Below are 19,188 nucleotides of genomic sequence, written 5' to 3'. Positions count from 1 at the left end.
CGATGCGTGCACCAGGTGTCTTAATTGTTTATTGTTGAATCAGCAGTACTTCGTCCTTATGTAAGTCAAATAGGGTCTTGTCAAGTTGGCCTTTAAACGCAACGACTCTATCCGTAAGAGAGGTGTTACTACCTCTTCTTTCGCCGATTGCCTCAAGATCTGCGGTTGCGCTGCCATTCACGAAGAGTTTCCATTTGCCAGGAGTTACAAAGCCGATCTGCCCTTTTAATTGTCCAGCAATAAAAACTTGGTCAAACGACATATTGAAGACGTCTGAAACTTTTATGAAGACAAATTCCATAGCGGCCTTGGTAATCGGTGGCTTGGTGGAAGGAAAACGAGCCGGCGGCAAAAGGCGCCCGCACGTCGGCCACCTGAATTTCAGTGTCTAGGGCGTGTGGACCGTACTGCTTTTAGAACGTCATGCAGAGCATGTGGCGCATCAAGCCAGGAACGAAGCATCTCGCGTGCTGACGTTGGATTACTAACGCAACGTCAGCACGCGAGATGCTTCGGCTCCGCCTCTGCATGACCGCCTTTTTTCGGTACTGTCCACACAGCCTAGAATAGGCATCAGCGAGTAGGATAGATAATGCGCCAAGACAGCGAATTCGGAACAAGAGCACGGTGGGATGCTCTTACTCCGAAACGGCTTCCCTACACGCCTACCTTATCCTCACTGCCCAACTCACTCAGAATCCTTTTTGCCGCGCCCACGCTTTTCACCTCGTCGATACTGATGCGCTGCTCCTTGCACCCCTTCGTGGAGGCGGAGCGGGGGTGGGTCTGGAGGTGGTGGAGGATGGTGTCGAAGGTGTCGCCCGGGAAGTAGGCCTCGTTGTTGGTGGCCGGGATATTGATGCTTGCTTGGCTCTGACGTTACACTGGGTTTGCGACGAGCGGAGAGCAGAGAAAGGTCCTATTCAATGTACTCGCGGGGACCAATAATATAGAGGATTTCAGCCGTAGAGTCGTCAATGTCGACAAAGAACATTTCCTGATCGAATCCAAAGGAATTCGGCGCAGTTAAATAGGATACCGTCCAAAGCATAATTTCTTCTCCTTTGCGCCCCAATACCTCCGTGCTTAGACCATCAAAACGGGCCCGCAGTCCTGTCTTCTCATCATAAGAAATATTGCGCAAGCGTAAGCCCTGTTCTGCAATTGCTCGCGCTTGCTGCTCTGTCAACTTAGGTGCGGGTGTCATTGAGTTCAGCTATTTATCGGTGGTAATCCATCGTCTTTTCGCAGGCGATTGATGTAGGCGGTGGCATGCTCCACTTCAGCAGGGCTAAGTGTGGCTTTGCTTTTCATTAGTTCTTCGTAAACATACATCTCCTTCTGTAATCGGCTTTGATCTACATACAGCGATAGCCCCATTTGCTTGCATTGTTCAGCGTGCTTGGCTTCATGCGCAACCTCGTAACGCGTCGGCCCGGGCCGTAAATAAATAACCTTAGCTTCTGCCTGAAATCCCCCTTGCTTGTTGTTTGCGTCCATGTAAGCAAGAATTGGGGACCCTTTCTGTAAAATTTCCAGCTTCACATCACTCTCGGCTGCTATACGGTTGGTCCATTTGTTAAGCTCCTTACGGGTCAGTTTAGGACTACCTAAAAAGCCGCTCTTGCTGCGCGCTTTGCCTACCCAAGGGTTGATAGGCGAATCTTTATCCACCCAGTCAGCAGGAAGTAACAAAGAAACAGTTTTAGCAGCTGCTGCCAGTTCCTTGGAGGGCCGGTGCTCCGGCGGCTTAGTGAGCGCCCTCAGACGGGTGGCTTGGTCAGTATTCCAAGGAAGTACACTATGCGCTTCGCTGAACTGCCCCTGCACTTCTTCAGCTGCAGCAGAGAGGTAGACGATTGTTTCAAACGCGGCTTGGCCATCCTGGCCCCGAGCGTCGAAGCGACATTCGTAGTGCACGCAAAAGGCATCGTAAAACACGACGGTTTTGGCTGTCTGACCCACATCGTGATAAAAGACCAGCCTGCCGCTTTGTCGTCGATAGGAGTCGAGCATCCACTCCTCCCAGATCGGCCAGCTGGCCGCCTCGCCGACCAAGGTCAGCTTGATCAGGCCCAGATGCACATCGGTGCTGGGACGCCCTTGATAATCGGTGAGCTGCCAGAAGGAAAACGAGCCGGCGGCAAAAGGCGCCCGCACTCCGGCCACCTGAATTTCAGCGTCTAGAATAGGCATCCGCGAGTAGGATAGATAACGCGCCAAGATAAAGGCTTTTGACCCTATAGATGGGGGCCATAACCAGGCGCCCGGCCACCCACAGGGGGAAGCCGGGCGCGGCGTTACAACAGATAGTGCGAGTAGGATAGGGGCCACGCGGCAACGGGCCGGGGAGGTTGGTTAGCTAAGCGGCGCGGGCTTGACTTTGGCCGGGGCGGGGCGGGTGGCGGTGTTGATAACCTGGCGGGCCGAGAGGTAGGCGGTGTGGAACTGGGGCTCGGGGCGCTGGTAGCGGATGAGGAATTTGTCGATGCGGTTGCGGAGCAGGGCGGAGGCCTCGCGCAGGTCGGCGTTGATTTCCTGCTTCTGGGCTTTGCCGTCGGCCATGAGGGTGCGGGGCGTGGTTTGCTCCTGCTGGAATGCCTGGATGGCGGCTTGCAGGTCGGTCAGCTCCTGGGGTGTGACGCCTTGCTCGGCCAGGGCCTTGGCGTGGTCGGTGGCGCGCTGGTGCAGGTTTTGGGTGATGCGCAGCAGGTCGGCGTCGGGCTGGCGGCGGAGCTGGCGCTCAGTGTAGTCGCTGTCGGTGTGCAGGCGGATGTCGTCGAGCTCATCGGAGAGGGCGAGCAGGGCGGCGGCCACGGCGGCGGCGCGCTCGGCCAGGGTCTGCTTGGTGGCCTGCTTGACGGCGCCGGGCTTCGCGGGGGTGGCAGCGCGCTGCTGCCGCTCAGCGGTGGGGTCGAGGTCGGCGACCAGGGCGGCCAGCTCCTGGCGGGCTTTGCCGAGGGCTTTGTTGGTGGCGTAGAGGTCGGCGTGCTCGTCGAGCACGCGCAGGGTGGTTTGCAGCATGGCAAGCTTGGCCCGTTGCGAATCGTTCATAGTGGGAATAGGTTAGGGTAAATACTTGAGCTTAAGGTAGTCGGATTCGGGGTTGCTTGTATTCAGGCGGGGGAATATTTATGCGGCCCGGGCTGACAGGAGCTTCACCGGAAGTGGCAGCAACCTCAGCGGCGGTGACAGGGACTTCGCCGACCGTGACATGAGCTTCAACGGAGGTGACATGAACCTTGACGAGCGTGGCAAGAACTTCAGCGCGGGTGACATGAACCTCAACGGGGGTGACAAGAGGTTCACCGACCGTGGCAAGCACCTGACGCGGGGTGGCAGGAGGTTCGGCGGGCGTGGCAGGAGGGTGGGGCGGGCGCGCGAGTAGTGGGAGAAGCTGTGGGGGCTGGGGTGTCGGGTGGCAGGGTTGGCGCGAGCTTGTAGCTCGTGCCTTGCTTGGCGTGAGGCTGGGCCCCACCCGCTGGAAAGACTGGCGCGGGGCCGGTTTGCCGCTGGGCGGCAGATGAGGTATAGCCTTATCCATATGAGGCACGAACTACGAGCTCGCGCCAGTTTAAGAATCTAGACTAAATATTAATACAACTTTTGTCCATATTGCGCATCCTTTCGGGAATCAGAGTTGTATTGACCACAGTAAACATCTCCTATAGCATATGGAATTTAAAAATCTGAAATTAACCAATTCGCATGTTTGTGACTGCATGAGTGGAGCTATAAATACGAATTCGGAAATGTTTATAAGAAGAATAGGTGCTAAAAAAGTGAAAGCAGGTGATTTTAAAGTTAAAATTGAAAGAGAGGATACTGTGGATGGCGATACTTGTGATGAATTTTGCTCCCAAAGGGAAATATCTATAAATAATATAGAGAGATACGATAAAGATGAAATTATTGAAAGTTATAAAATTGAGCTCATGAAACAGAAAAAATATGCTCCGAATATCGAATTCTTCTATAGTGAATTTTGTTTTTCTGATGGTTCAGGACGTGTAAAGCACACGCCACAGCATGGACACGAGAGTCATCATGATTTTTATAAATCAGATACTTTTGATATATCCATGTTGCAAATAAATGGAGACCCTGTTCGGGTTGCGTTTGTGAATACGCTTGTTCAAGAGCCTTCTAAATAAAGCAATATGTTTGACTTTGATAAAAATTTAGTGGCTGGTATTGGGGTTGCTAAGATTGTTTCTGAAAGAGATAATCTTATATATGACGAATATCCAATATTATTCACTGGCTTAAATAAACATGGCCATAGAGTGATAGGGTCATACCTTAATCATGATCAAGAAAGTGATGATGATATAATTTATTTTGCTCATCTATCCATTTCTAATAATGCGTTTGATTCGTTCCTGTCAAAACAAATAACGTATAGAAACTTTTTCGAGGTTTCTGACGAAGTATACATTGTAGAAAAAAATTATGATTCTAATACCGAAGTGTATTATACTATACCAATAGCCGACTTTCCTATTAATTATTATCCGTCAGTAGATAGTTTTTGTCCTGAATTAAATAAAAAGCTGGGTCTTAAATATAATATTAGGCTTACTGGAAAGCTTGCGGACAATAACATGGCCGTTACATCACAAGCAAGCGTTATTGCTAATGCTTTTTCATATATCCTAGAAAATTCAATTAATAGTTTGAAGCTATCTAGCAAGGTGAGGGTTTTGCAACAACCATCAACAGAGGGTAGCTTTAAGATGAATTTTGAGTTAAAATTGCCTTCGGGTCAGCAATCAGTAGGAGTTGAAAAGCAAATTGTAAAGTTTCAAACCGACTTTCTTGATTATTGCTTAAATGGTTTGGGGCAGGAGTTGACCTCTGTTTTTTCTGCTAGTTCCGAAGTTGTCAACGCTCCTAATTATGATGTTATAAAAGAGCAGTTTAGGGCGTTAAGGTTGACTGTTGGTTCTAAGAAAGATGCTACTGATGAAGAATTAAATGAATTGCTTAAAAAAGATATAGGTAAAGTAGTTTCTTCGCTGGAAAAAGCTGTTGAGTCGTTGGGTGTTGACTTTGATGTAATTGAATTTGCTAATGTGTATAGTTCTTCCAATAAACATTTAATAAAAAGTATAGACCAAGATGCTAAGATTGTAATAGATAGTGCAGCATCTTATATTGAATCAATTGAGAATGATATTGAACAAGATGATGAGCCAAAGGAGTATAAAATCCATGTATATCATCTGAATACAGATAGTAGATTAGGAAACGCTATAGTGTTTAGTGGTGATGATAACAATCGTGTTATGTCAAAACCTAGAATTAAAATACTAGGAAAATCTCCCTTAGAAAACACTGAGTATACCAATAGTTTGCATAGCGGGGATCCTGTTGTTGTAGTAGCGAAGGGAAAAAGAATTGGTGAAAAATATATTTCATTAGAAATAACAGAAGAATAGAAAAGGCCTGGTACAAAATACCAGGCCTTTTCTATTCTTCTGTTATTTCTACAAAGTTTACACTCCCACCTTCTCCTCACTCCCTAACTCACTCAGAATCCGCTTGGCGGCACCCACGCTTTTCACCTCTTCAATGCTGATGATGAGCTGTTCCTTGCGCTCCTTCATGGAGGCGGAGCGGGGGTGGGTCTGAATGTAGTTAAGAATGGTGCCGAAGGTTTCGCCCTGGAAGTAGGCCTCGTTGTTGGTGGCCGGGATGTAGCCTTTGAGCAGGTTCTTCTTGAGGGTGAGCTTTTCGAAGCCCACCTGGCAGGCCTGCCAGCGCAGGCGCACGATGTCGGCTAGCTGCTCCACTTCGGCGGGCAGGGGGCCGAAGCGGTCCACGATGCCGGCCACGAGCTTGCGCAGCTCCTCGGGGCCTTTCACCCGGTCGAGCTTGCTATAGAGCTGCAGGCGCTCCGAGACGTTGCTCACGTAGTGGTCGGGGATGAGGATTTGCAGGTCGGTTTCGATGTTGCACTCCTTGGGGCCCTTGGTGGCGGCGGCTTCCTGCAGGCGCTGGGTGGGGTCGCCGAGGAACAGGTCGCGGAACTCGGTTTCCTTGAGCTCCTGCACGGCCTCGTCCAGAATCTGGTGGTAGGTTTCGAAGCCCAGGTCGTTGATAAAGCCTGACTGCTCGCCGCCCAGCAGGTTGCCCGCGCCCCGGATGTCGAGGTCGCGCATGGCCACCTTGAATCCGTCGCCGAGGTCGGAGAATTCCTCCAGGGTGCTCAGGCGCTTGCGGGCATCACTGGGCAGGCCGGCCACGGGCGGGGTGAGCAGGTAGCAGTAGGCCTTTTTGTTGGAGCGGCCCACGCGGCCCCGCATCTGGTGCAGGTCGGAGAGGCCGTGCATGTGGGCCCGGTTGATGATGATGGTGTTGGCGTTGGGAATGTCGAGGCCCGACTCAATCAGGTTGGTGCTCACCAGCACGTCGTACTCGCCGTCGACGAACTTCATCATGCGCTTTTCGAGCTGGTCGCCTTCCATCTGGCCGTGGATGGTGGTCACGCGGGCATCGGGCACGAGGCGCAGAATCATGTTGGCCAGCTCGTCGATGTCCTTCACGCGGTTGTGCACGAAGAATACCTGTCCGCCGCGCTTCAATTCGCGGGCCACGGCGTCGCGCACCAGCAGCTCATCGAAGACGTGCAGCTCGGTCTGCACCGGCTGGCGGTTCGGTGGGGGCGTGGCAATGACCGACAGGTCGCGGGCGCCCATCAGGGAGAAGTGCAGGGTGCGCGGAATGGGCGTGGCCGAGAGAGTCAGCGTGTCCACGTTCACCTTCAGCTCCTTGAGCTTGTCCTTGGTCTTGACCCCAAACTTCTGCTCTTCGTCGATGATGAGCAGGCCCAGGTCCTTGAACTTGATGTCCTTGTTGGTGAGGCGGTGGGTGCCGATGAGGATGTCGGTTTTGCCCTCGGCCACCCGGGCCAGGGTCTCCTTGATTTGCTTGGTGCTCTTGAAGCGGTTCACGTACTCCACCGTCACGGGCAGATTGGCGAGCCGCTCGCGGAAGGTTTTGTAGTGCTGCATGGCCAGGATGGTGGTGGGCACCAGCACGGCCGCCTGCTTGCCATCGGCCACCGACTTAAACGCGGCCCGGATGGCTACCTCGGTTTTGCCGAAGCCCACGTCGCCGCACACCAGGCGGTCCATGGGGTGGGGCTGCTCCATGTCGTGCTTCACGTCCTCGGTGGCCTTGGCCTGGTCGGGCGTGTCTTCGTAGATGAAGCTCGATTCCAGCTCGGCCTGCATAAAGGAGTCGCGGGCGAAGGCGTGGCCGGGGGCGGTTTTGCGCTTGGCGTAGAGGCGGATCAGCTCGGCGGCAATGTCCTTGACCTTTTTCTTAACCGACTTCTTCTTGTTTTCCCACTCCGGCGAGCCCAGCTTGCTCATCGTCGGCGGCGTGCCCTCGGCCCCGGAGTACTTGGCAATCTTGTGCAGGGCGTGGATGCTGACGGTCAGCACGTCGTCGTCGCGGTACACCAAGCGGATGGCTTCCTGCAGCCGGTCGTTGATTTCAACCTGGGTCAGGCCGGCGAAGCGGGCAATGCCGTAGTCCTGGTGCACCACGTAGTCGCCGGGCACCAGGGTGCGCAGCTCCTTTAGGGTCAAGGCCTTTTTCTTGGAGAACTTCCGGCCTTCCTGAGCCCGGTAGAACCGCTCGAACAGCTGGTGGTCGGTATACACCACGAGCTTGAGCGTGTCGTCCACGAACCCCTCGCGCAAGCCTAGCAGCAGGTGCTGAAACTGCACGTTGTTATCCAGCTCGTCGAAGATGGTGCGCAGCCGGTCGGCCTGCCTAACGGATTCGGCGGCAATGACGTTGGTAAAGCCCTTTTCCTGGTTGTCGTGCAGGTTCTTGACCAGGCGGCTGAAGTCCTTGTTGAAGGAAGGCTGGGGCTTGGCGCTAAAGGTAAATTCCTCGGAGCCGGCCTTGAAGTGGAAGCGTTTGCCGAACTCCACGATGGGAAAGTTTTCCAGCAGCTTCTTAAACGTCTTGCCCGACTCGAACAAGTCCTCGGGCTTGCTCACAATCTGCACGCCCCCGGCCGAGGCCAGCATTTCCTTGAAGCCCGCCTCGGCCCGGTCGAAGGATTCCTCCACGATGTCCAGGGTCTGGCGCACGTCCTTGGCCCAGATGGCGGTGTTGCGGGGAATGAAGTCCAGAAAGGCCTCCCGAGTTTCCTGTAGCAGCTTGGTTTGCACGTTAGGGATGATGCTCACCTGCTGCCGCTTTTCCACCGACAGCTGGCTTTCGGGGTCGAAGGTCCGAATGGTTTCCACCTCGTCGCCGAACAGCTCGATGCGGTAGGGCAGCTCGTTGGCGTAGCTGAAGATATCCACGATACCGCCGCGCACGGCAAACTGGCCGGCCTCGTACACGAAGTCGCTCCGCTCGAAGTCGTACTCAGCCAGCATGTCGCTGATAAAGTTCACGTCGAGCTTGTCGCCGACCTTCACAATAAAGGTGTTGGCAACTAAGCTTTTCTTGTTGATAACCTTCTCGAATAAGGCTTCGGGGTAAGACACAATCAGGGCCCCGGCCGTGTCCTTCACGCTGATTTTCTTGCCTTTCTTGCTCTTTTCGGCGCCTTCGGGCAGGGCGTCGTCGGCATCCTCGGAGGCCTGTTCGGCTTTGGTTTTGGGTCCGCGGTGGGAGTTGAGTTTGTTGAGCACCTCGGCCCGCATCAGCACGTTGGCGTTTTCCGTCTCGTCGAAGGCGTAGGGGCGCTTGTAAGAGCTCGGAAACAGCAGGGGCTCCTCCTCGGGCAGCAGGTGCTGGAGGTCGGCCAGGAAATAGGCCGCCTCTTCCCGGTCGTGCAGGATAAACAGGTGATGCTGGTCGGGAAACTCCTGGTGCAGGGCCGCAGCTAATACGGCGTCCTGGGAGCCCACGAGGCCGCGCAGGTGGATGCGGGCCGTGCTGGCCTCGGTCTGGGCCGCTTTGGCTCGCACGGAGTTGGCGGTGGCCGGGTTCAGGCGGGCTCCCACGGTCAGCACGGTGGGGTCGAGGGAGTAAAGCTGGAGGAAGTCGGAAACCTTCAAAACGACGAGCGGCTAGAGGACAGGCAAAAGGGAGAAGCCCGGCCGAAGATAAATCCGGTCGGGCAGGGTGTAGATATGGGTGCTAAGCAATACCATCGGCAAGGTCCGAAAGTTTCCGCGAAGCCCGAATGAAAAAAGGTTGCGGTTGAGTTGGCGGAAAAGTTATAAATTGGTCTTTGCTTTGCTTTGCCCGCCGCTTCAATTCCCGATTTTTAACCTGTTGCGTATGGACCCCACTCAGAACCCCGCTGAAGATCAAGACTTCAATTTCGACGCCTGGGTGCGTTGGCAAACCCTCAACCACGCCTGGTCTAAGCTCAGCCAGGCCCGTCGCAAGGCCGCCCGCTACCCGGCCCGTCCGGCCGTAGCCCCCGAGCCGCCCCAGGAGACGGAAATTGTGTATCTGCTGCCGGTGCCCAACTAGCCGCCGGGCCGCGTACCTTCGCGCTTTGTATTATCCCTCGTAAGCTCCTTCCGTGCGCGGCTCTTCTCACTTGGCCATCGGCCTGATTACCGGCGTGGCCGTCGGCGGCCTCGTGGCGGGCGTGCCTTTCTCGCCAGCGGGCATTGCCCTGGCGGGGTTTTCGGCCCTGGCCCCCGACCTCGACCACCCCAGTTCCCGGCTGAGCAAGCGCCTGAGTTTCTCCCAGAACTACGTGCGCTTTGCCTTCGCCCTGGGGGCTTTGGGTCTGGCCGGCTACACCCACTATATGCTGCCCCTCGGTACCTCCGATAGGCGTATGGGCTTCACCGCGGCCCTAGCCTTCGGGCTCATCGGGGTGGCCATGCAGGGCGGCTCGGCCCGTAAGCTGGCCCTGATGTTTACCGGCATCTGTACGGGTCTGGCCGGACTCTACTTCGGGTTTTTGTGGCTGAGCCTGCTGGGCACCTTCGTGGCGTTGGCACCTTACACGTCGCACCGCACCTGGACGCATACCATCTGGGCCACCGCCCTGTGGACCTACATTGGCTACCTGGCCAACAATACCCTGGGCTGGCACGGGGTGGCCCACTTTGCCGGGGCCGGCTACGCTTCCCACCTCGTGGCCGACTCGCTGACCAAGGCCGGGGTGAAATGGTTTATGCCCTTGTCCGACTACTCGTTTAAGCTGCCCCTGATCCGGACTGGCTCTACCTCCGGCAACCTGATGGAAGTAGGAATTTGTGTAGGCTACGCGGTTTTGGTGCTGGCGCTTATTGTGGCCGGCATGAAGTTCTAACTATGGCTGCTTTACCGAATTGCTGCAGCGAATAACAGACCCATTTTAGCGGTGAACGGACAAGTATAAATCCGGATAAATGGGAATCTTCTGCAAAAAGAGGTATGTTCACAGAACTGGGGGTGGAAGGAAGAGCGGAGCAGACTAGGATATCACAAATCCTGTAATTTTTTGTATATAGTTGCACTATAGCTATGTTTACACGGATATATATCAGGGCACGAGTTAGTTTCACCAACCTGGTTAAATGGGTGCGGCCAACGCGGTTTATTGCCCATTCAGAGGGTGGAAATTATAGTTTGGCAAGAAAATTTGCACTGACATGATTAAGCTGTTAGTTTCGCACCCATCAGGGTAGTCTTTTGAAAATTGCACTGAGCAGACGGTATAGTAAGATTCATTTTTGCTAATATTGTTCTGAGCAGAGGCATCTTCACAGAGGGAAGGCCGGAATGAATATAGGATTTTATGAATGACAGGATGTTTATTGTCCATCCTTAGCCCCTAAGCCGACAATTCACAACACAAACTGGTCTTCCAGTACCTTGCGTTCGTCACATGTTAATGTGATAGCCGAAAGGTTGCCGTCATACCGCGACTAGCCTACGACCTGTACTTTGTATATTTGGTCATGCTAGTCTAGCATTTCAACCTCAATTCTCTTCCCTGCCCTGATTGCACACCTCTCGCATTAAAGCTTTTTTGTATGAACCAGATGAATAGCCCACTGATAAGGATAGGCGTCTTTTACGACGGTAATTATTTCCTGAAAATCAGTGATTACTACTACTTCCAGCACGAGCGCAAGGCCCGAATCAGTCTCGAAGGCCTGCACGAGTATATTCGGCACCAAGTGGCTGAAGAAGAAGATGTGGACGTCCGTCTGAGTCAGATTACCGACGCTCATTTCTTCCGGGGCCGCTTGTCTGCTACGGAAGCCCGCGACAAAGACCGGCTGTTCCACGACCGGTTGCTGGACGATATTTTAATGAACCTGAGCATTGCCACGCACTACATGCCCCTGAAAACCCGCGACGGTCGGTTGCAGGAAAAGGGTATCGACGTGTGGCTGGCTTTGGAAGCCCTGGAACTGGCCCTGCACAAAAGCTTCGACGTGATTGTGCTCATCGCCGGCGACTCCGACTACGTGCCCCTGATCAAGAAGCTCAACACCATCGGCACCCGCGTCATGCTGCTGAACTGGGACTTCAAGTACGTGGATTTCAAAGGCGAAAACCGGGTAACCCGCGCTTCCCAGCAGTTGCTGGAGCACGTGACCTACCCCGTAGCTATGCACGACGTGATTGATAATGGCCTGGCCAGCAGCGACGAGCTCATTGAAAGCCTGTTCGTGAATCAGCCCGAGCCGGTGGCTTTCCCCTCGGTGAAGCCCGTGCGCCCTACGGGCCCCACGGCCGCTGGTCCGGTGGGTACGGTGGGCATCAGCACCATCAAGAACCTCAAGAATGGCTTTGGCTTCGTGGTAATGCCGCCAAACAACCTGTTCTTCAGCTACGCCGATATGGCCGAGGGCGACTTCAACGACCTGCGCGAAGGCGACTGGGTGGAATTCACGGTGGGCCGCAACCACCGCGACGAAGATTGCGCCCGCAACGTACGCAAGGTGCAGCCGCCTCAGGACGGCGACAACGACGAGTACGAAGAGCACGAGCACGAGTCGGCCTCCTCCGACCTGCTCTAAGTGTAGCTCAGTCATTCGTTTAATTGAAAAGCCGGCCGTTTCCACAGTGGAAACGGCCGGCTTTTTTGCTTATGCACCTCTGCACTACAGGTCGACGGGGGTATTGTCGGTGTCGGGGAAGAGCAGGCGGTGGAAGTCGCGCTTATCGGCGGGGTAGCGGTTGAAGGTGCCCATGCCACGGGCCACGACCAGCTCCCGGTTCAAACAGACTATTTCGGCGCTGCTCACCACCAGGGTTTTACCCGAGTGGTCGACGCGGGCCCGGGCCACGAGGTGGTCCTGCAGCCGTACGGGGTGCAGGTAGTTGATTTTGAACTCTACTGTGGACACCAGCTCCCCAGTCTGAAAGGCCAGGGTAAGAGCTGCCGCGCCCAGGGCCGAGTCCATCAGGCCGGCAATAACGCCCCCGTGGCAGGTGCCCGGCGACGACAGGTGCTCGGGCCGCACACTCATGCTGTACTCTACTTGGCCGGGGCTGGCCACAGTAAGCTGCATGCCGTTGGTGCGGCCGTAATGGTTGATTTGGTTGTAGATACCCACCAGGGTGGCTACATCGAAGGATTGCTCCATAACGAAAGGAATGGGCGGAAAAGAACTGGATATTGGGTGAAAAGTTAGGTTTCTTTACGGTATAACCCCACTACCATGTCTGCCGTCCCGCTCACCTTCGCCGAATTTTACCCGCGCTACCTGCGGGAGCACAGCAAGCGGGGTACCCGCATTCTGCACTTCATTGGCACTACGCTGTTTTTGCTGGCCCTGGGGCTGGCTGCCTTCTGGCAGCGCTTCAACCTGATTCCGCTGGGCATCGTGGCGGCCTACGGCTTTGCCTGGGTAGGGCACTTCTTCGTGGAGCGCAACCGGCCGGCTACCTTTCAGCACCCGTGGTACTCCCTGCTCGGCGACTTTCGCCTGTACTTCGACCTGCTCCGGGGCCAGGAAAAATTCTAGCTCCAGGACTAGGAGAAGTTCGTCGGATCAGGACGCTTTTGCGCAAGGCTACTGGCCACGCCATAAACGTAGGGGAACCGCTTTTGTGCTATAAGTCCTTGCGCATCAGATAGTGCTGGACGGTGCCAAACAGCAGGTGAGATGGTGCCACAACGTGGTAGCCCAGTCGTTCATAGAACGGTACGGCCTGCTGGCGGGCGTGCAGGATGCACTCGGTCTGACCCTGCTGGCGGGCGGCTTCTTCCAGGTATTTCAGCACCTGCTGCCCGATTCCCTGGCCCTGCAAGGCTGGGTCTACGGCCATATAGCGCACCTGCGCCTGGTGCGGGCCCGAGGGGTGCAGGCGGCCTACGCCCGCCACGTGGCCTTCGTCGGTGGCGAATAGCGCGTGGATGGTCGTGGGGGCCTCATCGTCGTCGGCCCGCTCGGAGCCGGGCGGCTGGTTCCAGGGCTGGCGCAGCACCTGGTAGCGCAGCTGGTAATAGGCGGCAAAGTCGGCGGGGGAGTGCGGGGCGCGAACGGGCATAACCAAAGGGAAAAAGGCAAGTTGGGGAATAGGCACCGAAAAATCTAGGTGGGTTGCCGCGGGCATTTGATACTTTTGCCACTTCCCGCGCCGGCGCACGTATGCCGGTGAGGTGCCCGCTCCGGCTCCACTGGCCCGGGGCCGGCCACCATCCTTTCACTCCCAACCCACGACCATGCCTTCGTTTGACATTGTAAGCAAAGTAGACCCGCAAACCCTGGAAAACGCGGTAAATACCGCCAAAAAAGAGCTGCAGACCCGCTACGACCTGCGCGACACCAAGGGGGGTATTGAGCTCGACAAGAAAGCCAACACCATTCAACTCAGCTCCGAAAACTCCATGCGGGTGAAGGCGCTGGAAGACATTCTGCTAGGCCGGGTCGTGAAGCAGGGCCTCGACGGTACCTGCCTGGATTTTTCGGCCGAGGAGCAGCCCAGCGGAGCTATGGTTAAGAAAACCGTCAAGGTGCGGGCCGGTATCGACAAGGAAGCCAGCCGCAAAATCATGAAGCTCATCAAAGACAGCAAAATAAAGGTGGATGCCCAAACCCAGGACGAGCAAATCCGGGTGTCGGCCAAGAAGATTGACGACCTGCAGCAGGTCATTGCCCTACTGCGCCAGAAGGTCTCTGAAATTGGTCAGCCTTTGCAGTTCGTGAATATGAAGTAGCGGTTGCTACTGTGCGAATGGGGTTGAATGTGAGTAATGCGCTACTGATTTGAGGCTTCAAGTGTCGCCATGCAGTAGCACATCAGCACAGGATTCATTTGCACATTAGAAACACATTTTCCACATTTTTCACATTCACGCCGTGTTTGACATATCTGCTTTTTCCAGCCCCGCCACTTGGATTAGTCTGCTCACGCTGACGTTCATGGAAATCGTGCTGGGCATCGACAACATTATCTTCATTTCCATTGTCGTCAATAAGCTGCCCCACGACCAGCAGAAGCGGGGCCGGACCATCGGGCTGCTGCTAGCCCTGCTGTTCCGCATCGGGCTGCTGCTGAGCATCTCGTGGATTGTGAGTCTCAAGGACCCGCTCTTCACGCTGAATCTGCCCTTCCTGGAGCCCAACTTCGGCGTGTCGGGCCGCGACATTATTCTGCTGATCGGGGGCTTGTTTCTGCTCAGCAAGAGCACCACGGAGATTCATACCAAGCTGCAGGGTGAGGAAGACAGTGCCAGCGAAGGCAAATTCGACAGCATGGCCCGCGTGATTCTGCAGATTGTGATTATCGACATTGTCTTCTCGTTTGACTCCATCCTGACGGCCGTGGGCTTGGTCGACAATGTGCTGGTAATGATTCTGGCCGTTATTCTGGCTATGGGCGTCATGCTGGCCTTCTCGGGCTACATTGCCGACTTTGTCAATAAGAATCCTACCATCAAGATGCTGGCTCTCTCGTTCCTGATTATGATTGGTATCATGCTGGTCATGGAAGCCTTCCACAAGGAAATTCCGAAGGGCTACGTCTATTTCGCTATGTTCTTTTCCCTGCTGGTGGAGCTGCTCAACATGCGCCTGCGCAAGAAAAGCCCCCCGGTGCACCTGCGCGACTCGCAGTACGACTAAACTGCTTTGGACCAACACAAAAAAGCCTGCTCCAGTACTAGAGCAGGCTTTTTTGTGGGCCTGAACTACGTCGTTAAACCCGCAGTATCAGAACCACAACCAATAAGGCAAACGACGTGGCAAAAATTGCGGCATTCACCCGGCCAGCGTCTCCTAATAACTTGCCTTGGGTGAAGCCCGCGGCCAGCACCAGCAGCCCGGTGAAGGCAAACAGCGCCTGGTGCCGAAACAGCACCGGCAGCGGTGGCCCCGCCGGTAGCATCCGGGCTTCCCGGATGAAGCGAAACAGCAGCGACACCCGCAACTGGACTGAACCGGCCAGATCCGTCTTGCCGGAAGTATAGTCGCCGCTGGTCAGAAAGCGGCCCTTGCTGGTCCGTACGACGTAGGTGTCGGCCCCGCCGTCGTAGATGGTTGCACTCAGAAAGGTGGCCGTCGTGGTGTACCGCAGCCCGTAATAGTCGACGACGACCAGCAAACCCAGGAGCAGGAGTATTTTTCCCCATACCCGAATGGGCTTCTGGTACACTCCGAAATTGATTGGTGCAGCCCGGGGGCGTTGCGTTGCATAACCAGCCGGCCGACCGCGACGGGGAGGAGTTACCCGCGTAGCGTAGGTACCGGCCGCGGGTGCGGGAGGGCGGGGTGGGGGCGGGGAGCGGGAAGCTTCCAGCAGGGCGTCGTAGCCGCGGCGGCGGGCCGGGTTGCTGAGCACATCGTAGGCTTCGTTGATGAGCAGAAACCGGCCGTGCGCCGCCGGGTCGGTGGTACGGTCGGGGTGCGTGAGCAGCACCAAGCGGCGGTAGGCCCGCCGGATATCGTCGGGGGTGGCCTGCTCGTCCACTCCCAGCGTGTGGTAGTGGTTTTGCATTGTTAGGCGGCTTCCGGGGCAGTTAGCAGGGCAGCCACGGCGGGTAGCTGGCTATTTACGCGCTGGGTGGCCAATTCCAGCAGGCGGCGGTTGACTTCGGAGCGGTGCTGGCGGTAAAACTCCTGCTCGGCGCGCGTAAACAGCCCGACGACCGCGCCAATGATGGTGTAGCGCAGCTTCACGTTGCGGCCCAGCAGCTCGGTTATCATGCGCAGCTGCTCGGCCGCGTCGCGCGTGCGAAAGGCAACATGATGCTCGCGCAGGAAGTCGGCTACGAGTAGCAGCAGCAGCTCATTCTGCAGCTTGAGAACCGGCCGCAGGGTGCGGTGCAGGAAGTCGCCGGCCGTGGATTCGGGTTCGGCACCTAGCGCAGTGGGCAGCACGGGGCGCAGCGCCAGTAGCGCTATATCGGTAGAAGTGGGAAGGTCGGAAGCCATAAAGCCGGCAATGGGTGAAAGCAATTAACCACAAAAAACCCGCCCGGCACAGGCCAGACGGGTTTTTAGTATACGCAAACGTGCGTGGGCAGGACTTAGTGCTGCACCATCACTTTTTTGGTAATCGTACCTTCCGAAGTGGTCAGGCGCACCACGTAGATGCCGTTAGCCAGCTCGGTGGTGTTCAGGCGGATGCCTTCGGCCTGGATACGGGCAGCGGCAGCCGAAGTCGTCAGCACCGTACGGCCCAGTACCGTCAGCAGTTCTACCTGCACCGGCACCGTGCTGCTCACCTGCGTACGCACGGTCAGCTGGTTTTGAGCCGGGTTAGGATACACTTCCACCAGCTTCTCGTTTAGAGCTTTCTGTGAGCTCAGAACGGTCGGCAGCTGGAAGCCGGCCGTGTTGTCGTCCACCCTGACGCTGCCTTGCACAGCGTCGATACCCATGCCGCGGCGAGCAAATACCTGCCAGATCAAGGCCGAGTTAGCCGCGCGGTTGTTGAGGCTGTCGGCTTTCAGGATGGCGTCGCGGCCGTCGAGGAAGCCGGGAACGCACTTCTGCAGCTTGCAGCCGTCGAGTACCAGCTGCAGGCAGATGTTGTTGCCGCCGGTGCTGGCCGTCAGGTCGGTGTTGTAGCCGTACTTACCAATCAGAGCCCAGTTCAAGTCCCACAGTACGGCGGTCCATACCTCACCCACGTCGTGGGTCTCCGAGTATTGACTTGCGCCCAGGCCGATGAAGGCATAGGTATGATTGTTGACCGCGAAGTCGGTCGAGTAAGGCTTGCGGCGGATGCCCGGGCCGTTGGCGGGCTGGTTTATGGCGTACGTTCCGACCCCGCGGGCCGTGGTTCCTACGTCGCCGGGCTTGGTGGTTATCCACAGGCCGAAAAAGTCGCTCCAGCCTTCGCCCATCGTTTCGTAAAGCGTAGGGCCAGAATACGAGGGCAAGCAAGTAGCCGTGCCACCACCAGTGAGGCGGTTAGAAACACCGTGGCCGTATTCGTGGGCTACGATGCCATTGTCGAAGTCACCATCGGGGCCGGGGCCACCAGTGCCGCCCACCATGACGTTGCCGCCTTCCATAGCCTGCTTCAGTCGGTTGCCGAGGGCCTGGGGAATGAGTACCGACGGAATCCGAATGCCTACGGTGTCGGGCGAGGCGCCGGTCATGTCACCCACGGTAGCGCTACCGGTGGTGTCGACCACCACGACCATGCGGGCGCCAGCGGCCTGAGCCAGCTGAATTTTCGAGGCGAAGGTGCACTTGCCCCGGTCAATTACGGCAATGTTGCCATTCAGCGCGGCCGGGTTCAGCAGCGGCCCGTTGCAACCGCGCGAAGGTTTCGCCGAGCCGTCGTTTACCAATACCAGCTTGCCGCGGTAGTTGGCCCCCAGCGAGTTGACGGTCCGGCCAAAGTCGGCCTGGCCGGCGGCGTAGGTGCCGGCTACCGAGGCCGGCGACGCGACAATGAGAGCGCCGGGGGCGGGGCTCCAATTGTACATCTGCATTTTGCCGCGCGTACCATCGGGCGGCGTGTCAAAGTTGGCGTTGTTGAGACGGGCGCCGTCCTGGCCTTCTGCCTTCACCTGGTCGTTGCCCAGACCCAGGCCGGTGTAGTTTTTCTGTTGGAAGTTGGCCGCCGCCTCCGTAAACCCTTTGCGGAACATGATGTCGTGCATCTGATTGTTCCAGTAAAACAGGTTGGTAATCGAAGCCTTCACGTTGCCCAACGGGCGCAGGTTCGGGTCGTAGGGAAAGTTGAACTCGAGGTTGGGTCCGCCGTCGGGGCTTACGCTGGAGTTAGCCAGGTATACGTTCCGGCCGTTGCGGTCATCGTAGGCGTGCACGTTATTGCCGCGCGTAATGGTGTACTCCGGACCGGCGACGCCGTTCTCATCGTGCCAGCCAAAGGGCGAGGCCAAGGCATCGGCGGGGTTGGCCACAAGCTGGTGGGAAGCATGGTTAGGGCTTTCGACGGTAATCGGCAGCACGTTGTAGCTGTTGGGCACGTTCACCTTGCTGGCCTGCGTGGGCGCCGGCTCGGGCAGCTTCATTACCTGCATGGCCCGCTCGGTAAGCTGGGCAAACGATACGGGCTCGTGCACCGAGTAGGAATACTTGTCGACCAGGGCGCCGGTGCGGGCATCTATGCGCACCGACCAGGCGTCGTCGCCGCTGAGGGGCCACAGCAGCACGTCGTACACCAAGCGCAGCTCCCCGCCTTCCACGGGCAGGTACATAAGCTTGGCCTTGATGTTGTCCTGGGAGATACCGCCATCATTGAAGGTCACACCTTCGGCGGGGGTAGTTTCTACTTCAGCGCTCAGGCTACGCGGAGCGGCTACCTGCAGGGCGCGGGCGGCGGCTCCTACGGCCTGAGCAGGCGTGAGGTTGGGCGTCGTGGCGCGGGCAGCAGTGGCTACGTTGGGCAGAAAGCTGCTGTGCAGGGCTGTTACTTTGCCGGCAGACGTCACGTGGGCGTCGGCCACGGCGTTGATGATTTCAATTCCCTGGTGGCGCTGCCGCAGGTAGATGTGCGTAACGCCGTTGTGCTTGTCAGTGTACTGGTTGGTAACGGCGGGATTGGTCAGGTCCGTCTCGCCCAGGCCCAGGCGGCTGCGTTGGGCGGCCAGCTGGCTTAGCGCCTTGTCAAGCGGCTCGGTTTGGGCCGAAGCCAGGGCCGGAACCGCCAGCAAAGCCGCCAGGGCCAAGCCCCGGTACGTGGACAGGGTAGAAGTTAACTTCATAGGAAAAGGGTAGAAAAGAAAGGCAGAAGGTGCTGCGGCTCATAAATTGGCCGTTTTCAAATCTAATAAACCCCTGTGAATTAGCTTCTAACCTTCCAGCGTACGTCCGTGTTTTGTTT

Annotated in this window: 18 protein-coding genes; 8 read left to right on the top strand and 10 right to left on the bottom strand. The window is 56.5% G+C overall.

What is annotated here, in order from left to right:
- Positions 1-28: 28 nt before the first annotated feature.
- From MUN80_RS01935 to MUN80_RS01920, 4 genes are all read right to left on the bottom strand, one after another.
- A complete protein-coding gene (locus tag MUN80_RS01935) occupies positions 29-301 on the bottom strand; it encodes a hypothetical protein (protein ID WP_244718907.1) in 273 nt (90 codons plus the stop codon).
- 618 nt (positions 302-919) lie between these two features.
- Positions 920-1,207 (bottom strand): hypothetical protein, encoded by a 288-nt coding sequence (locus MUN80_RS01930; RefSeq protein WP_244718904.1) that lies wholly within the window; start codon positions 1,205-1,207, stop codon positions 920-922.
- Positions 1,208-1,212: 5 nt separating this feature from the next.
- Positions 1,213-2,196: a type VI secretion system tube protein TssD gene (tssD, locus tag MUN80_RS01925; protein WP_244718901.1), complete on the bottom strand. Its 984-nt coding sequence runs from the start codon at positions 2,194-2,196 to the stop codon at positions 1,213-1,215.
- A gap of 162 nt (positions 2,197-2,358) precedes the next feature.
- Positions 2,359-3,054, bottom strand: a complete 696-nt coding sequence (locus tag MUN80_RS01920) for a hypothetical protein (RefSeq protein ID WP_244718898.1) — start codon at positions 3,052-3,054, stop codon at positions 2,359-2,361.
- A gap of 620 nt (positions 3,055-3,674) precedes the next feature.
- On the opposite strand from MUN80_RS01920, the gene MUN80_RS01915 reads away from it, so the two are divergent.
- A complete protein-coding gene (locus MUN80_RS01915; RefSeq protein ID WP_244718895.1) occupies positions 3,675-4,154 on the top strand; it encodes a hypothetical protein in 480 nt (159 codons plus the stop codon).
- 6 nt (positions 4,155-4,160) lie between these two features.
- A complete protein-coding gene (locus tag MUN80_RS01910; RefSeq protein ID WP_244718892.1) occupies positions 4,161-5,441 on the top strand; it encodes a hypothetical protein in 1,281 nt (426 codons plus the stop codon).
- Positions 5,442-5,498: 57 nt separating this feature from the next.
- On the opposite strand, the gene mfd is transcribed toward MUN80_RS01910, so the two are convergent.
- A complete protein-coding gene (gene mfd, locus MUN80_RS01905) occupies positions 5,499-9,032 on the bottom strand; it encodes a transcription-repair coupling factor (protein ID WP_244718889.1) in 3,534 nt (1,177 codons plus the stop codon).
- Positions 9,033-9,258: 226 nt separating this feature from the next.
- Here mfd and MUN80_RS01900 point away from each other — a divergent pair, with 226 nt between their 5' ends.
- From MUN80_RS01900 to MUN80_RS01890, 3 genes are all read left to right on the top strand, one after another.
- The gene (locus tag MUN80_RS01900; protein ID WP_244718887.1) at positions 9,259-9,456 is read left to right on the top strand and encodes a hypothetical protein; all 198 of its coding nucleotides are present in this window, start codon (positions 9,259-9,261) and stop codon (positions 9,454-9,456) included.
- Positions 9,457-9,508: 52 nt separating this feature from the next.
- Positions 9,509-10,252 (top strand): metal-dependent hydrolase, encoded by a 744-nt coding sequence (locus tag MUN80_RS01895; protein WP_244718885.1) that lies wholly within the window; start codon positions 9,509-9,511, stop codon positions 10,250-10,252.
- Between the two features lie 706 nt (positions 10,253-10,958).
- Positions 10,959-11,954, top strand: coding sequence for an NYN domain-containing protein (locus MUN80_RS01890; RefSeq protein WP_244718883.1), 996 nt, complete (start codon positions 10,959-10,961; stop codon positions 11,952-11,954).
- A gap of 84 nt (positions 11,955-12,038) precedes the next feature.
- On the opposite strand, the gene MUN80_RS01885 is transcribed toward MUN80_RS01890, so the two are convergent.
- The gene (locus MUN80_RS01885) at positions 12,039-12,524 is read right to left on the bottom strand and encodes a PaaI family thioesterase (RefSeq protein ID WP_244718881.1); all 486 of its coding nucleotides are present in this window, start codon (positions 12,522-12,524) and stop codon (positions 12,039-12,041) included.
- A 75-nt stretch (positions 12,525-12,599) separates the two neighbouring features.
- On the opposite strand from MUN80_RS01885, the gene MUN80_RS01880 reads away from it, so the two are divergent.
- Complete coding sequence (locus MUN80_RS01880) at positions 12,600-12,905, top strand: Mpo1-like protein (protein ID WP_244718879.1); 306 nt, start codon at positions 12,600-12,602, stop codon at positions 12,903-12,905.
- Positions 12,906-12,993: 88 nt separating this feature from the next.
- On the opposite strand, the gene MUN80_RS01875 is transcribed toward MUN80_RS01880, so the two are convergent.
- Positions 12,994-13,431 (bottom strand): GNAT family N-acetyltransferase, encoded by a 438-nt coding sequence (locus MUN80_RS01875; protein ID WP_244718877.1) that lies wholly within the window; start codon positions 13,429-13,431, stop codon positions 12,994-12,996.
- 175 nt (positions 13,432-13,606) lie between these two features.
- Between MUN80_RS01875 and MUN80_RS01870 the strand changes: the two genes are divergently transcribed.
- Positions 13,607-14,101 carry a YajQ family cyclic di-GMP-binding protein gene (locus MUN80_RS01870; RefSeq protein WP_244718875.1) on the top strand — a complete coding sequence of 165 codons (495 nt, stop codon included), beginning with the start codon at positions 13,607-13,609 and terminating at the stop codon, positions 14,099-14,101.
- Positions 14,102-14,243: 142 nt separating this feature from the next.
- Entirely contained in the window at positions 14,244-15,008 is a 765-nt protein-coding gene (locus MUN80_RS01865; protein ID WP_244718873.1) for a TerC family protein, read from the top strand.
- 73 nt (positions 15,009-15,081) lie between these two features.
- Here the strand turns inward: MUN80_RS01865 and MUN80_RS01860 are convergent, their stop codons facing one another.
- The 3 genes from MUN80_RS01860 to MUN80_RS01850 all read right to left on the bottom strand — a co-directional run bounded on the left by MUN80_RS01860 (position 15,082) and on the right by MUN80_RS01850 (position 19,069).
- A complete protein-coding gene (locus MUN80_RS01860) occupies positions 15,082-15,879 on the bottom strand; it encodes a J domain-containing protein (protein ID WP_244718871.1) in 798 nt (265 codons plus the stop codon).
- 2 nt (positions 15,880-15,881) lie between these two features.
- Positions 15,882-16,316 carry a hypothetical protein gene (locus tag MUN80_RS01855; protein WP_244718869.1) on the bottom strand — a complete coding sequence of 145 codons (435 nt, stop codon included), beginning with the start codon at positions 16,314-16,316 and terminating at the stop codon, positions 15,882-15,884.
- Between the two features lie 95 nt (positions 16,317-16,411).
- On the bottom strand, positions 16,412-19,069 hold the full coding sequence (locus tag MUN80_RS01850) for a M36 family metallopeptidase (protein WP_244718866.1): 2,658 nt from the start codon (positions 19,067-19,069) through the stop codon (positions 16,412-16,414).
- Between the last annotated feature and the right edge of the window lie 119 nt (positions 19,070-19,188).

The sequence above is a fragment of the Hymenobacter cellulosivorans genome (assembly GCF_022919135.1).
In the GTDB taxonomy this organism is placed as follows: Bacteria; Bacteroidota; Bacteroidia; order Cytophagales; family Hymenobacteraceae; genus Hymenobacter; species Hymenobacter cellulosivorans.
This window is presented reverse-complemented; position numbering and strand designations above follow the sequence as displayed.

Coding starts and splice junctions, on each gene's coding strand:
- MUN80_RS01935 (WP_244718907.1), bottom strand. CDS start 301: ATGGAATTTGTCTTCATAAAAGTTTCAGACGTCTTCAATATGTCGTTT.
- MUN80_RS01930 (WP_244718904.1), bottom strand. CDS start 1,207: ATGACACCCGCACCTAAGTTGACAGAGCAGCAAGCGCGAGCAATTGCA.
- tssD (WP_244718901.1), bottom strand. CDS start 2,196: ATGCCTATTCTAGACGCTGAAATTCAGGTGGCCGGAGTGCGGGCGCCT.
- MUN80_RS01920 (WP_244718898.1), bottom strand. CDS start 3,054: ATGAACGATTCGCAACGGGCCAAGCTTGCCATGCTGCAAACCACCCTG.
- MUN80_RS01915 (WP_244718895.1), top strand. CDS start 3,675: ATGGAATTTAAAAATCTGAAATTAACCAATTCGCATGTTTGTGACTGC.
- MUN80_RS01910 (WP_244718892.1), top strand. CDS start 4,161: ATGTTTGACTTTGATAAAAATTTAGTGGCTGGTATTGGGGTTGCTAAG.
- MUN80_RS01900 (WP_244718887.1), top strand. CDS start 9,259: ATGGACCCCACTCAGAACCCCGCTGAAGATCAAGACTTCAATTTCGAC.
- MUN80_RS01890 (WP_244718883.1), top strand. CDS start 10,959: ATGAACCAGATGAATAGCCCACTGATAAGGATAGGCGTCTTTTACGAC.
- MUN80_RS01885 (WP_244718881.1), bottom strand. CDS start 12,524: ATGGAGCAATCCTTCGATGTAGCCACCCTGGTGGGTATCTACAACCAA.
- MUN80_RS01880 (WP_244718879.1), top strand. CDS start 12,600: ATGTCTGCCGTCCCGCTCACCTTCGCCGAATTTTACCCGCGCTACCTG.
- MUN80_RS01875 (WP_244718877.1), bottom strand. CDS start 13,431: ATGCCCGTTCGCGCCCCGCACTCCCCCGCCGACTTTGCCGCCTATTAC.
- MUN80_RS01870 (WP_244718875.1), top strand. CDS start 13,607: ATGCCTTCGTTTGACATTGTAAGCAAAGTAGACCCGCAAACCCTGGAA.
- MUN80_RS01860 (WP_244718871.1), bottom strand. CDS start 15,879: ATGCAAAACCACTACCACACGCTGGGAGTGGACGAGCAGGCCACCCCC.
- MUN80_RS01855 (WP_244718869.1), bottom strand. CDS start 16,316: ATGGCTTCCGACCTTCCCACTTCTACCGATATAGCGCTACTGGCGCTG.
- MUN80_RS01850 (WP_244718866.1), bottom strand. CDS start 19,069: ATGAAGTTAACTTCTACCCTGTCCACGTACCGGGGCTTGGCCCTGGCG.